Raw genomic sequence first — 13,083 nt, 5'->3', positions numbered from 1 at the left:
AAGGATTTCCCAAAAGATGACCAATTTCACGCTGAATCAAAAAATTACCGTCGTTGGCGCGGGGCTCGCAGGCTCTGAGTGCGCATTGCAGCTTGCTGATATGGGTTATAAGGTCGTTCTGTGCGAAATGCGCGATAAAACCATGACACCGGCGCACAAAACCCACAAATTCGCGGAACTGGTTTGCTCTAACTCTTTCGGGACTTTGAACGAAATTTCTGCCCCCGGCCAATTGAAATGGGAAGCTGAATTAAATAACTCCCACATCCTAAAAATCGCTAAGGAATCCGCTGTCCCTGCAGGACAGGCTTTGGGCATGGACCGCGAGATCTTCTCTCAGATGGTCACAGATAAAGTAAAAAGCCATCCAAACATCGAAATCCGCAATGACGTGATCAAGTCTTTGAACGACGTTCCCCGTCCTGCGGTGATTGCCACGGGTCCTTTGACTCACGATGAATTGGCCGAAGATCTCCGCAAACATTTTGGTGATGAGTTTTTGTATTTCTTTGATGCCATTGCACCGATCATCGATGCGGAATCCATCAACACTGAAATCGCGTGGAAGGCAGACCGCTGGGGCAAAGGCACTAATGACTATTACAACTGCCCGATGAATAAAGAAGAATACAATAACTTCATCCAGGCCGTGACGGATGCACGCAAAATTGAACCTAAAGATTTCGAAAAAACAGAATTCTTTGAAGGCTGCATGCCGATTGAAGTGATGGTGGAGCGCGGACCTCAGACTTTACGCTTTGGTCCGATGAAACCGATTGGCTTAGATGACCCACGCACCAATCGCTATCCCTGGGCTGTGGTGCAACTTCGCCAAGACAACAAAGAGGGCACGGCTTACAATATGGTGGGCTTTCAGACACGCATGGCTTACGCCGATCAAGTGCGCGTTTTCCGCATGATTCCTGGTTTGGAAAATGCGGAGTTCTTGAAATTGGGTTCTATTCACAGAAACCTTTTCATCAACTCTCCAAAACGTCTGAACAAAGATCTTTCCAGCAAAAACGATCCTTGGTTGTTCTTTGCAGGACAAATCACGGGTGTTGAAGGTTATTTTGAATCCACTTGTGTGGGCTTGATGGTGTCTCGATTCATCAATCAAAAACTGAAAGATCAAACCTTCAATCCTCCACCAAGAGCTTCTGCTTTCGGTTCCTTATTGGAAGCGATCACAGATGAATCCCGTGCGGAGCATTTCCAACCCACGAATATTAATTTCGCATTGTTGCCTCCACTGGCTGAAAAAGAACGCGACAAAGAGATTCGTAAAAAGAAACAAATCGAAATCGCTCGCCATGCTGCTAAAGAATGGGTTCAAGCTCATTCATAGCCAGAGCCTCATTGCCTAAAGACAGCTGGGAGCCTTCCCCAGCTCAGGGCAAAATATGTCTATGATCTTTTTCGGGGCTTTCCTTTCTCTTTTTTTACTCGCGCAACCCACAATGGCACTTCCGTGTCAGGGTTCATATCGAGTGGCGGTCAATGAATCTGAGCCCCTGTACTTTCAGGAAGAAAACAGCAAAAAATTTACGGGAGTCAGTTTCGACACCGTGGAAGAGCTGGCAAAACGCACGACCTGCAAGTTTACAGCAGTGCCCTTGAATCGCTCTCGATTGCTATCTGAAATAAAATCCTATCGAATTGATCTGGTCGTGGTAACCATTAAAAATCCGGTTTTTGATGAATACGCGCAGTTTATTCCCATTCAAAAAGTGCAGCGAGAAGCGCTGCTAATAAATAAGGAAAATCACAAAACCTTTCGTGATGTCTTAAATGATCCCAAGATTCATTTCATTATTTTACCAGCAGCGGCCTATTTTTTTACCACCGCAGAAGTAGAAACTTTAACGAAGGCCGACCGGTTTAAAACAGCACCGTCTTTGCAAGCTGCGTATCAATTGTTGAACCGAACTCCCCATGCAGCGGTTGTACAAAACGAATTCGTGCATGAGTACTTTAAAAAAACGGTGCCCCTCTCACAGAACTACACGCGAATTCCAGACACTGAATCATCATTTGAAATCGGGATTTATAATCGCACCAAGGATCGCTCGAAAGATCTGGAAGCCATCTCGCAAGCGATTCAGGAGATGGTGAAAGACGGAACCTGGGAGCGAATTACAAAATCCTATACGAATTATAAAAAACCCGCTTCCCGACTGAAATAGAAACTATTTTTTGCAGAATTGATCTGGCTTGATATTTGTTCCTGGAACACACATATCCAACCATTGGTTGTTTTTGTTTGTGGAGTAACCATAGAACCAAACCAACTCATCATTTTGGGACGTGAAAGAAACTTTGTGGGGCATCGCCAATGGCACTTTGCCATTCACCGAATAGCACCAGCCGTAAGCACGCATCAAAGTGTCGGAAACAACCTCAACCGCATCCAATCCCACCGGGGAATCATTCACAGAGCTAATGCCTTCTTCAACGCCGTAATATTGCACTTTGTTGGCATCAAAGATTTGAATCGTGTTAGCGCCCACGGATTTACTCAAATCTGCCGTGGCAGTGCCTTGGTAAAGCGGAGTTTCAGAACAAGCTCCGATAACTTTCCACGTGATGGCGTAAGATGACAAAGGAAGCGAGACCAATAAAAGAGCGAATATGTTTTTCATAGGGACTGAGTAAACCGACAGAGTCTTGGATGCAAGGAAACTGTGCCCATACACACCCGACTTGCAAAAAATTGAATAAGCCAGAGATCCCTCGGTACAATAATTTCATGTGGACAGCGGCGGCAGGCCTCCTTATCTCCATTCTATTCTTGAACACCTCAGCCTGGGCCGAGCGGCCTTCTTGTGGAGTCAATTTTAGAACATCTGTTAATGAATCTCCTCCTCTCTATTTCCCCCCAGATGCCGGTGGAAAACCACGGGGAATCACCATTGATATTATTGAGGAACTGAAAAAACGCACGGGATGCGAGTTCACTGTCACATCTATGAATCGGTCTCGGACCGCGCACAGTTTAAAGTATTCTACGATAGATCTGGCACTCTTGGATTCGCGAAACATCACCTACGATAAGTACGCCAAATTCATCTTGCTACGGCCCTCGGTCAGAAAATTTCTGGTAAATTTAAAAACTCCACCACCTACTCCCCCGACGGTGCAGGAGCTGATGAACAATCCCAAATTCAAATTTATCATCCAACCAGGCAGTCTGATTTTCTTTAAGCAAGAGGAAGCCACTCAACTTGAGAATCAGAAACGATTGATTACGATGCCGAATCTTCCACAGTGTTTTAAAAAATTAAAAGAAACAGAAAATGCCGTCTTTGCTTCCCAAGGAACGTTGATCAATTATTACCTCGGAGACCACCCCGGACTCACGTTGGTTGAAGATAAAGAAAATGTCTTTGATAGCGGTGCCTACTACGTCCCTCGAAAGGGAATTCAAGCAGGCATCGCTTTAATAGAAAAAGCCCTGGCGGAGATAGCTAAGGACGGAACTTTGAATAAAATCGTCGAAAAATACCAGCGGCTTCCTAAATAGAAGCTTCGGCTGTTTCTTCTGTACGACGAAGTTTGAAATCCAACGTCGGCAAATCAACCACAGGTTTAAAGTGAGAACGGCAACGAGCTTCGTAAGCTTCGTGAGTGCCCACTTGCACTTGGCCATCGCCACCCGCAGTTCTTTGAGTGCGGCAAGCCGGAGCTCCACAAACCACACAGACGGCATGTTGCTTCGTTACGTTTTCAGCGATCGCCATCAAAGTCGGCATCGGTTCAAAAGGTTTTGCCTGCCAGTCGGTATCCAGACCTGCAATGATGACGCGCAATCCGCGCTCGGCCAGATCTTGAGCGACCTGAACCAGATTTCCAGAAAAGAACTGACCTTCATCAATGCCCACAACTTTCGTTTCAGGCTTTAGGTGATCCCAGATCATTTCCGCATCTTCGATGGGTTGGGAATCCATTGTTGTAAAATTATGAGAGGTCACGGCCATTTCGTTATAGCGTTTGTCGATCACGGGTTTGAAGACCTGAACTTGAAGGCGCGCGAATTCAGCACGACGCAAACGACGGATAAGCTCTTCCGTTTTCCCGCTAAACATAGAGCCGACAATCACTTCAATCCAACCGCGGGTCACCACATATGAAAATTCAGACACGAAACATCCCCTCAAAATGAACCGCTCAAAGCATCGGATGGGGGCGAAACAGTGTCAAATGATTGCATTGCATTAAGAAACTGAGGGATTAAAGCTTTGTTTCCCGCTCGCATCAAGGGCTTGGGGATATTGAATAATTTTCTGAAATCGAGCCAAAAACGGCAATCTTTCACATTTAAAACCCCAATTCGGCTGCTTATTGCTTGCGCAAGCAGCGCGCCATAAGTTACTCACCCCGAACACTATGGGTGGGAATTTAAGATTTAGACAGAAATTCAAACAGTTCTGCGTGGTAACGGGACTAGCAGCGATGACGTTCATCATGAACGGTTGCGATGCTATTTACTGGGACGAACAGGAAAGTTTGGACAAAGTCCAAAAGCAGGGCGAGATCACAGTCCTGACCACGCAAAGTCCTCTTATATATAGTCAGCGTAAAAAAGGTGAAGCGAGCGGAATCGACCACGATCTGATCCAAAACTTCGCCAACCACTATCACCTGAAAGTAAAGTTTGTGGTGATGAAAGATGAAAGCGCTATTTTACGAGCTCTTTCCAAAGGCCACGGTGATGTGGCGGCAGCTCGCATCCGAACTCCTGAGAATCGCTCAGGCTTTTTAACGGGCCCAGCCTACGAAGACACGACCCTAAGCCTTTACTGCCAACGCAAATCCCAGATCAGCAATATTCAAGATCTTCGCGGAAAAAGCGTCGCCCTTCTTAAAAAAGACAACTACAAAGGCTTCTCTCAACGCCTGACTCAGCTGACTCCGACAACTAAAATTGAATTGTTGGAAAACATCCGCACCCAAGACTTGCTTTCCCAACTGAACGAGAAAAAATTCGACTGCGTGATTTCTGAAAATGTCAGCGGCGATTTCTATGTGCGCTTCCATAAAAACATCGAGAAAATCACATCGTTAACAGACTCCTACTCTTTAAGTTGGCTTTTAAGTCCTGACAGTCAGGATCTCGCTCGCTTGATGCAGGCTTGGTATCAATCTGCCAGTCGTGAAGACAGCGTGATGCGCATCATGGACCGCTATAAAACGACTTTGAATCAATTGGATAAAGCCGATATTACGCGCTTTTTTCAAAACATCGATGTTATTTTGCCGACATACCGCCAAGCTTTTAAAGATGCAGGACATGAGCACGGTCTTCCTTGGCAGCTGATTGCCTCTGTCGCTTATCAAGAATCTCATTGGAATCCAGACGCTCGCAGTTTCACCGGAGTTCGCGGATTGATGCAATTGACGACGGATACGGCAGATCATGTGGGTATCGATGATCGCACGGATCCTCTGCAAAGCATTTGGGGCGGTTCGAAATATTTGAAATACCTTTTGGATAAAATGCCCCGCACTTTGAACTCGAAAGACCGCATGGCATTGGCTTTGGCAGCATACAATGTGGGCTACGCCCATCTTCGTGATGCCCAGAAATTAGCGGAGAGCATGGGACGCGATCCTTACTCTTGGCGCCACATGAAAGAGATTTTGCCGTTGCTCGCGGATCCTGATTACACCGAAAAATTGGAATACGGTTACGCTCGTGGGTACGAAACTGTTGAGTTCGTTGAGCGCGTGAAGTCTTTCTATAGCTTAATGTCTGCAGGCTAAAATTCGCTCTCTCTTTTCAAGAAATCTTGTTAAGGTTTCTTGAAATGATCAAATCTCTTCTCCGCAAATTCATCATCTTTATGGCTGTGCTCTCCACAGGTTTGTTTGCGGGATTCACATCTTTCTTTGCTTTGACATTCGGGCCCACTCTGAAAGAACTGCCTCCTTCAACATTTCTGGAATTCTTTCGCTACGATCGCGAAGCCTTCGATAACAATGTTCTATATCTCTATTTGGTGATGGCGATGTCCACCGGCGCTTGGCTTCTGATTTGGCTTCGTCGCTATCGCATGGTGGATTTTTATTTTGTACTGGGAGCGTTCCTCTGTGTGCTACAGGAAATTTTTCTCTCTTATCTTGGCCACTACCGCATCAATTTCATTCTGCGTTCCTTTGCCGAAAATCGAGTGATTAGCAGCGAAATCTATGGTCTGCGTGAAGAGTGGGCGTATTTTATGAACTTTCACTTTGCGACGAACTTTTTAGGATTTTGCCTGGTGCTAGCCGCTCTTCGCCGCGCAGGTTCGGGACGAGATGCCCCTCGCAATAACTTTCTCGCACCCACACACCATAAAAAAACCCGTGAGGTCATCACGGGTTTTGGGCATTAAAATTTCATTTTTTAAAACTATTCAACTGTCACGGACTTCGCAAGGTTGCGTGGTTGATCCACGTCGTAACCCAGGCTTGATGCCAAGTGATAGCTCATCAGCTGCAATGGGATCACTGACAAAATCGTATTTGTTGACCAGTGAGCTTTCGGCATTGCCAAATAGTATTCACTGATACCACGAAGTTTTTCGTTTTCACCTGTACCGATAGAGATGATTTTACCACCACGGGCACGGGCTTCCTCAAGGTTGCTGATGGTTTTTTCGTACCAGTGGTCTGTTGGAGCCACCATCACGATTGCCATGCGCTCGTCGATCAACGCCAAAGGACCATGCTTCATTTCACCGGCAGCATAGCCTTCAGCGTGCATGTAAGCCAGTTCCTTCAATTTCAAAGCACCTTCCATCGCAATGGGATAGCTTGTGCCACGACCCATGTACAAGAAACCACGGAATAGTTTCAGTTTAGTGGCCGCTTCGTCGAAGTATTTATCGTAAGCCAGGACACTTTCCATTTGCGCCGGAGTCGCTAGCAAGCTTTGAACAAGTTCTTTTTCTTCTTTCGCTTCCATCACGCCACGGCTGCGAGACATTGCCACCGCCACGCAGTTCAAGACCGCAAGTGTCGAAGTGAAGGCTTTCGTCGAAGCGACGCCGATCTCAGGACCGGAATTCATGTACAAGTGACCGTGAGCTTCACGATCGATTGTAGAATTGCGCACGTTACAGATGCTCATTGTCGTTGCGCCCGCTTCTTTAGACATGCGGATTGCGGCCAATGTATCTGCCGTCTCGCCCGATTGAGAAATCGTCATCACCAGAGTTTTTGGTGGGATCACCGGATTGCGGTAACGGAACTCACTGGCTACGTCCACTTCAACCGGAATGCGCGCCAATTGTTCGATCAAGTATTTACCCACAAGACCCGCATAGAAACTCGTTCCGCAAGCGATGATAAATACGCGGTCGATACCTTTGAAAACTTCCTGAGTTTTTGCCCAGTCTGTTTTTGCATCCAGCTCTTCCAATTTTTGAACAGATTGACCACCGAATCCGACGTTTTTCAAAGCCACTGTAAAGGCTTCGGTGTTGACGTGGGGTTCAATCGCCGCAGCCACAGCGCGTGGTTGCTCGTAGATTTCTTTCAACATGTAATGAGCATAGCCTTGTTTTTCGACCATCTCAGGATTCCAGTTCAGCTCAACTGATTTCTTTTGGATCGGGAAACCGTTCGCAGAGAAGAACTCGACTTTGTTGCCTTTGATATTTGCGATCTCGCGGTCATCCAGGTACACGAAAGTTTTTGTGTACTGAATCAACGCCTGAACATCCGAAGCTACGAAAACTTCGTCTTTACCCAAGCCCACAACCAAGGGTGGACCGTCTTTAAAGGCGATCAAGTGATCGGGTTCTTTGTCCCACATCACCAGGATCGAGAAAGCGCCACGAAGTTTTGTCAAAGTGCTTTCAACGGCCTTGTACAAGTCTTTCGTGATTTCAATTTCATTAGCGATCAAATGCGCCACCAACTCAGAATCGGTGTCTGACGTAATCTCTGCACCCTGAGCCAAAAGTTCTTCGCGAATATCAAGGTAGTTTTCGATGATACCGTTATGAACCAGGTTGATGCCACGCACTTGGTGAGGATGGGCGTTGCGCTCTGAAGGTTTCCCATGGGTCGCCCAACGAGTGTGGCCAATACCCAAGTGTCCATCAAACTTTTCGCCGACAAGTTTTTCTTCAAGGTTTTTTAGCTTTCCCTGAGCGCGCACACGTTTTGTTGTGCCCTTATCCAAGATCGCAATACCCGCGCTGTCATAGCCGCGGTATTCAAGTTTTTTTAAACCACTGATAATGATGTCTTTAGGACTTTGAGGTCCAAGATAACCAACGATTCCGCACATAACTCACCTATTAACTTTCAGATCTAATTACTTATTTTCAGTTTCCGTAGCGACTTCCGCAGCTTTCACTACGTAGTTTTCTTTCGTAAACTGCTTGCCACGCGCGACTGCCAAAGCATTCGCCGGAACATTTTTAGTGATTGTAGAACCAGAGCCAATCACCGCGTCGTTCCCGATTTCAATCGGAGCCACGAACTGCGTATCACTGCCCACGAACACACGATCACCAATTTTGGTCTTATATTTCTTTTTATCTGCAGCGTAGTTGCAAGTTATAGTTCCGCAACCAACGTTCACTTCTTCACCAATTTCTGCATCGCCCAAGTAAGTCAGATGACCCGCTTTGGACTTTTTACCGAATTTGGTTTTTTTCATTTCCACGAAATTGCCCACATGAGCTTCTTCAAAGATTTCAGTTTCAGGACGCAAACGAGCGTAAGGACCCACGGATACTTTGTTATGAAGTTTTGAGCTTTCCAAATATGTCCCGCCGCGCACCTGAACGCTGTCACCGATTTCGGTATCAGAGATAAAGGAATTGGATTCGATCACGCTGAAAGAACCAATTTTTGTACGGCCACGGATGAACACGTTTGGATAAACGACTGTGCCCGCACCGATTTGCACACTTTCTTCGATGTAGGTCGTGCGTGGATCGATCATCAACACGCCTTCTTCCATCAAACGCAAAGCTTTTCTTTTGAAAAGCAAGCGAGTCGCTTTCGCTAACTCCACCTGGTTGTTCACTCCCACAGCCACTTTCGGAGTGGATTTGATCGCTTGAACTTTCATTTTGTCTTGAATGCACAAAGAAATCAGGTCTGTGATGTAAAATTCTTTTTTAGAATTGTTGTTTTTGATCTGTGGCAAGTATTCCGCAAGCACGGAAGCTTTAGCGATATAGATGCCAGTATTGATCTCGCGAATTTTCAAAGTTTCCGCAGAAGCGTCTTTCGCCTCAACGATCGCCACCAAGTCGCCACGGTTGCGCACGATACGACCGAATTCAGCAGGATTTTTCAGTTCCGCCGTCACCACCGCCAAGTCACATTTCTCATCGCGGAAAATGCGCAGGAATTCTTTAACGTCAGTAGCCTCGATCAAAGGATGGTCACCATTCATGATGACAACGTCGCCTTCAATCGTTTCAGGTTTTGCACAGCGAACTGCATGGGCTGTTCCCAACTGCTCGTCCTGGGCATAACAAGACACACCCATCGGCTCCACCACCTGGCGCACCAGGTTTTGCCCATGACCCACGATCACGCGCACTTCGGTTGCGCCCGCCCCTTTAGAGGCTTGAATAACTTTTTCGATCATCGGACGACCCGCCACCGGGTGAAGAACTTTAGGGAGTGGGGATTTCATACGTGTCCCCTTACCAGCGGCCAGGGCGATCACAGTCAATTTGTCGGCGTTATTATTCGTGGCATTTCCTGACATTCAGAAACTTCCTTTTAAATGCTTTTCTTCCGTTAAAAAAACAGGCTTAATTATCGCATGCAACACCAAATTTTTCACCAATCTTCTTGGGCAAAGTCTGCATCGGGAAAAAACATAGAGCTGTATAAAAAATCACACAGCTTGAGTGACTTTTCAGAACGCCCTATCCTCTTTGTCGGCGGCGTCCATGGCGACGAACCCGAGGGAGTTCGCCTGGCTCAGGATCTATTGCAATGGCTTCAGGAAAACGAGAAAACCCAAAGCGAGAAAATTCGCCCTTGGATTCTTATTCCCAATATCAATCCTGATGGTTCCTCTCAAAACCAGAGAACTAATGGCGCGGGCGTCGACCTGAACCGCAATTTTCCCAGCAGCGATTGGAGCCCTGACGCTAAAGCTCCCCGATACTATCCCGGCCCTTCGCCCGGGAGTGAGCCGGAAGTTCGGGCTTTGGTAAAACTCATTGAGGACGAAAAGCCACATCTCATAGTACACTTTCACTCGTGGGAGCCTTGCGTTGTCTATACCGGCGAACCGGGCAAAAAGGCCGCCGAGATTTTGGCAACCGGCACGGGATATGAGCACCGTGAGGATATTGGATATCCCACTCCGGGAAGTCTGGGCCAATACGGTTGGATCGATAAAAAAACGCCAGTTGTCTGTATCGAAGAACTGAGCGGAGAAGACCTCAACAAGGTATGGCCTCACTTCAAAACAGGTTTGGAAATGCTTCTTACTGGAAAAGGTTTTTAAATGACCATGATCAAGTCCATCGCATTCGATTTGGATGACACTCTGTTAGACACTTCGGGCTTGCTAGTGCCGATGGCATCTCAGCGCGCATGCGAGGCGATGATCGCGGCGGGGGTCTGCATTTCTTTGGAAGAGTGCATGCGCATCCGCGAGCAACTGGCTGCGAATCTTTCTCACACGGAAATTTTCACAAAAATCGTCAATCAATATGGAACCAATACACCTGGCAAGGCCGTACATGATGCCTTGGAGATGTTTTATAATCCCGAGGTTCCCCCGGTCCTGCCATTGTTGGCGGGAGCCACTGAAAATCTTTTACACCTGAAAGAACAATACAATCTTTATCTGGTGACAATGGGCTCTTACGAAGCCCAGGTTCGCAAGATCAAAGCTTTGGGTGTCGAAAAGTTTTTTAAAAAGATTTACATCCTAAATGGTTTTATCGGCGAGAAAAAGGAATCGGCATTCCAGGACATCCTCGCTCGCGAAGGTCACAGCCCCGAAGAGCTGATCAGTATCGGCAACCGTCTTTCCAGCGAGATTCGCGATGGAAAACGCGTGGGAGCCAGAACCTGTTACTTTGCCCATGGTGAACACATTGGCGAAGTCCCGGTTTTCCCCGAAGACCATCCTGATTTTACCATCACTCAGCACAAGGATCTGATCACCGTATGCGGACTTTAAAGGCGAGCTTCCTGCTGATCGGTCCGTGGGACTCGCGCTTGCAAGAGCTGGGGGCTCACATCGCCACCGATTTGCAACAGGCATGGCATTGGATTCAAGATTCCACCTACAACGTCGTTGCCGTTTCGGTGACGGTGATTTTAGGCAAACGCTTTAACGAATTTTATCAGGAAATCAAACAGAACAGCCCGGCGACCCAATTCATTGCAGTTGTGCCGCCGGACTTTTCTGCGAATCAACTCAGTCGTCTGCACGAGGAGTATTCGTTCATTCGTGTGATGCACAGTTTTAATGACACAGATTTGGAAACTCATTTGTTCACAGCACTTGAGGAAGCCAATCAGCGCAAACAGGATGAAAACTTGGCAGTGCTGATTCGCGAGCAGACGGAAAAATTAAAGCGTCTGCAAATTGAATTGGAAGAGCGGGTTCAGAAAAGAACCAAGTTCCTTACCGAAGCTCGCCGCAAATTGTATTTGACCAACTCCCGTATCGAGGGATTTAAAGTGGCGTTGATGGCGGTTCATCAGGCAAGTTCGGTTGCAGAGATCGAACAGCTCTTGAATGAATCCTTAGCGACCACTGTGCAGACATCGTGGATTCGTATTTTCTTTTCCCCGCAAGACGAGCAGTTTTCCAGTCAGGTGACGGCGCAATTAAGTTTTACGCAGTTACAGGTGCCACTGTTTAAACAGCATGATCGCATTGGGTCCGTATTTTTCCTGCGCGCGCCTGATCATCCGTTTAATAAGGAAGAAAGCGATTTTCTGACTCGTGTGGCAGAGGCTGTTGCCTTGGCTTTGGATCGCATTCAGAAATTAAAAGAATCCGAATCGATGAAAGAACAGTGGGAGGCGACATTCAACTCGATGTCGGATCCCGTGGTGTTGATTGATCAAAACTACGACATCATTCAATCCAACAAAGCGGCGGAAGAGCGTTTGAAAGAACGCGAGCATCCGCAGAACACTCGCAAGTGCTATGCTTTGTTATACAACCGCGAAGAAATCTGCCCGGGTTGCCAACGCGGTCGCAATTTCCGCGTGCGCTCCAACGATGCGTCCCCTCGCAGTTTCGATGTCTTCAGTCAAAGTCTGATTTTGGATAGCGATAAGCCCGCCGTATTTGTAAATCTCTATCATGATGTTACTCACCAGATGAAAATGGAAAAGCAGATTCTTGAGTCTGCTAAAATGGCAGAGCTTGGAACGATTGGCTCATCGATTGCGCATGAATTGAACAATCCGTTGGGTGGAATTTTGTCTTTCACTCAATTGATTAAAATGGACATGCCAGGAGATCATCCGCTTTATCCAGACATCCTAGAGATGGAAGCCGGAGTTCAGCGCTGCAAAGAGATCGTACAAAATCTTTTAGGTTTCACTCGCAATCCAATTTCGGATCAAGAAGGTGACGTCAGCCTGAAAGATGTGTCCCAACGGGCTTTCAAGATTGTTGAACTACAAACGAAATCTCAGGGCATCGAAGTGCGTTTGCACTTTCCAGCTCAAGATATTTTGGTAAAAGGTCATTTGAATCTTTTGGCCCAGGCTTTGAAAAACGTTTTTCAAAATGCCATTGACCATCTGACAGACCGCAGCCGCCAGGTGAAAGGTTTCCGAGCTTCCCTCGATATTGAGATCGGGTCCAGTGAAGACGTTGCTACAATTTTAATCAAAGACAATGGGACTCCCGAGAAAAATCCAAGTCTTCCCATAGGTTTAGGTGTTCCTGTTGCCGCACAGATCCTTCGCGATCACGAGGCCGACCTCGAATTTTACACCGGTCCAGGCCAGGAAAATGTGGCAAAAATTTCCTTCAACCGTCTAGTTTTAAGGTCCTGAAACGCCCACTGGGCGCGGATTTTTTGACAGGCCCGTCAAAAATACCATATCCTTTTATCAAGGCTGACATGCACGTCGGCC

General features: G+C 46.9%; 12 protein-coding genes. 8 read left to right on the top strand and 4 right to left on the bottom strand.

From position 1 onward, the window contains the following. Positions 1-16 precede the first annotated feature (16 nt). Both trmFO and ACLSU7_RS14280 read left to right on the top strand, forming a co-directional pair. Entirely contained in the window at positions 17-1,348 is a 1,332-nt protein-coding gene (gene trmFO, locus ACLSU7_RS14285; RefSeq protein ID WP_413292570.1) for a methylenetetrahydrofolate--tRNA-(uracil(54)-C(5))-methyltransferase (FADH(2)-oxidizing) TrmFO, read from the top strand. 55 nt (positions 1,349-1,403) lie between these two features. After that, positions 1,404-2,186 (top strand): substrate-binding periplasmic protein, encoded by a 783-nt coding sequence (locus tag ACLSU7_RS14280; protein WP_413292569.1) that lies wholly within the window; start codon positions 1,404-1,406, stop codon positions 2,184-2,186. Between the two features lie 3 nt (positions 2,187-2,189). Here ACLSU7_RS14280 and ACLSU7_RS14275 read toward each other — a convergent pair whose 3' ends face one another. Continuing rightward, positions 2,190-2,642 (bottom strand): DUF4430 domain-containing protein, encoded by a 453-nt coding sequence (locus ACLSU7_RS14275; protein ID WP_413292568.1) that lies wholly within the window; start codon positions 2,640-2,642, stop codon positions 2,190-2,192. A 29-nt stretch (positions 2,643-2,671) separates the two neighbouring features. Between ACLSU7_RS14275 and ACLSU7_RS14270 the strand changes: the two genes are divergently transcribed. Then, positions 2,672-3,523 (top strand): substrate-binding periplasmic protein, encoded by an 852-nt coding sequence (locus ACLSU7_RS14270; RefSeq protein ID WP_413292567.1) that lies wholly within the window; start codon positions 2,672-2,674, stop codon positions 3,521-3,523. Here ACLSU7_RS14270 and ACLSU7_RS14265 read toward each other — a convergent pair. After that, positions 3,516-4,142 (bottom strand): thymidine kinase, encoded by a 627-nt coding sequence (locus ACLSU7_RS14265; protein ID WP_413292566.1) that lies wholly within the window; start codon positions 4,140-4,142, stop codon positions 3,516-3,518. The genes ACLSU7_RS14270 and ACLSU7_RS14265 overlap by 8 nt on opposite strands. Positions 4,143-4,386: 244 nt before the next feature. Here ACLSU7_RS14265 and mltF point away from each other — a divergent pair, with 244 nt between their 5' ends. Then, the gene (gene mltF / locus ACLSU7_RS14260; RefSeq protein WP_413292565.1) at positions 4,387-5,763 is read left to right on the top strand and encodes a membrane-bound lytic murein transglycosylase MltF; all 1,377 of its coding nucleotides are present in this window, start codon (positions 4,387-4,389) and stop codon (positions 5,761-5,763) included. A gap of 44 nt (positions 5,764-5,807) precedes the next feature. Next, positions 5,808-6,374 carry a hypothetical protein gene (locus tag ACLSU7_RS14255; RefSeq protein WP_413292564.1) on the top strand — a complete coding sequence of 189 codons (567 nt, stop codon included), beginning with the start codon at positions 5,808-5,810 and terminating at the stop codon, positions 6,372-6,374. A gap of 17 nt (positions 6,375-6,391) precedes the next feature. On the opposite strand, the gene glmS is transcribed toward ACLSU7_RS14255, so the two are convergent. Beyond that, on the bottom strand, positions 6,392-8,278 hold the full coding sequence (gene glmS / locus ACLSU7_RS14250) for a glutamine--fructose-6-phosphate transaminase (isomerizing) (RefSeq protein WP_413292563.1): 1,887 nt from the start codon (positions 8,276-8,278) through the stop codon (positions 6,392-6,394). A 27-nt stretch (positions 8,279-8,305) separates the two neighbouring features. Next, on the bottom strand, positions 8,306-9,721 hold the full coding sequence (gene glmU, locus ACLSU7_RS14245; RefSeq protein WP_413292562.1) for a bifunctional UDP-N-acetylglucosamine diphosphorylase/glucosamine-1-phosphate N-acetyltransferase GlmU: 1,416 nt from the start codon (positions 9,719-9,721) through the stop codon (positions 8,306-8,308). A gap of 57 nt (positions 9,722-9,778) precedes the next feature. Here glmU and ACLSU7_RS14240 point away from each other — a divergent pair, with 57 nt between their 5' ends. From ACLSU7_RS14240 to ACLSU7_RS14230, 3 genes are read left to right on the top strand one after another with little or no spacing between them, the layout of a single operon-like run. Continuing rightward, on the top strand, positions 9,779-10,474 hold the full coding sequence (locus tag ACLSU7_RS14240) for a DUF2817 domain-containing protein (RefSeq protein ID WP_413292561.1): 696 nt from the start codon (positions 9,779-9,781) through the stop codon (positions 10,472-10,474). Continuing rightward, the gene (locus tag ACLSU7_RS14235; protein ID WP_413292560.1) at positions 10,475-11,158 is read left to right on the top strand and encodes an HAD hydrolase-like protein; all 684 of its coding nucleotides are present in this window, start codon (positions 10,475-10,477) and stop codon (positions 11,156-11,158) included. Then, complete coding sequence (locus ACLSU7_RS14230) at positions 11,146-13,002, top strand: histidine kinase dimerization/phospho-acceptor domain-containing protein (protein ID WP_413292559.1); 1,857 nt, start codon at positions 11,146-11,148, stop codon at positions 13,000-13,002. Before ACLSU7_RS14235 ends, ACLSU7_RS14230 begins: the two co-directional genes overlap by 13 nt. Positions 13,003-13,083: the final 81 nt, after the last annotated feature.

Origin of the sequence: Bdellovibrio sp. HCB185ZH, assembly GCF_047302455.1 — a bacterium.
Lineage (GTDB): Bacteria > Bdellovibrionota > Bdellovibrionia > Bdellovibrionales > Bdellovibrionaceae > Bdellovibrio.
Note: the sequence above shows the minus strand (reverse complement) of the source record. Positions and strands in the feature narration are given on the sequence as shown.

What these genes read in the sequence shown, in the direction of transcription:
- trmFO (WP_413292570.1), top strand. Translation starts at nt 17, where the DNA reads ATGACCAATTTCACGCTGAATCAAAAAATTACCGTCGTTGGCGCGGGG.
- ACLSU7_RS14280 (WP_413292569.1), top strand. Translation starts at nt 1,404, where the DNA reads ATGTCTATGATCTTTTTCGGGGCTTTCCTTTCTCTTTTTTTACTCGCG.
- ACLSU7_RS14275 (WP_413292568.1), bottom strand. Translation starts at nt 2,642, where the DNA reads ATGAAAAACATATTCGCTCTTTTATTGGTCTCGCTTCCTTTGTCATCT.
- ACLSU7_RS14270 (WP_413292567.1), top strand. Translation starts at nt 2,672, where the DNA reads ATGCAAGGAAACTGTGCCCATACACACCCGACTTGCAAAAAATTGAAT.
- mltF (WP_413292565.1), top strand. Translation starts at nt 4,387, where the DNA reads ATGGGTGGGAATTTAAGATTTAGACAGAAATTCAAACAGTTCTGCGTG.
- ACLSU7_RS14255 (WP_413292564.1), top strand. Translation starts at nt 5,808, where the DNA reads ATGATCAAATCTCTTCTCCGCAAATTCATCATCTTTATGGCTGTGCTC.
- glmS (WP_413292563.1), bottom strand. Translation starts at nt 8,278, where the DNA reads ATGTGCGGAATCGTTGGTTATCTTGGACCTCAAAGTCCTAAAGACATC.
- glmU (WP_413292562.1), bottom strand. Translation starts at nt 9,721, where the DNA reads ATGTCAGGAAATGCCACGAATAATAACGCCGACAAATTGACTGTGATC.
- ACLSU7_RS14240 (WP_413292561.1), top strand. Translation starts at nt 9,779, where the DNA reads ATGCAACACCAAATTTTTCACCAATCTTCTTGGGCAAAGTCTGCATCG.
- ACLSU7_RS14235 (WP_413292560.1), top strand. Translation starts at nt 10,475, where the DNA reads ATGACCATGATCAAGTCCATCGCATTCGATTTGGATGACACTCTGTTA.
- ACLSU7_RS14230 (WP_413292559.1), top strand. Translation starts at nt 11,146, where the DNA reads ATGCGGACTTTAAAGGCGAGCTTCCTGCTGATCGGTCCGTGGGACTCG.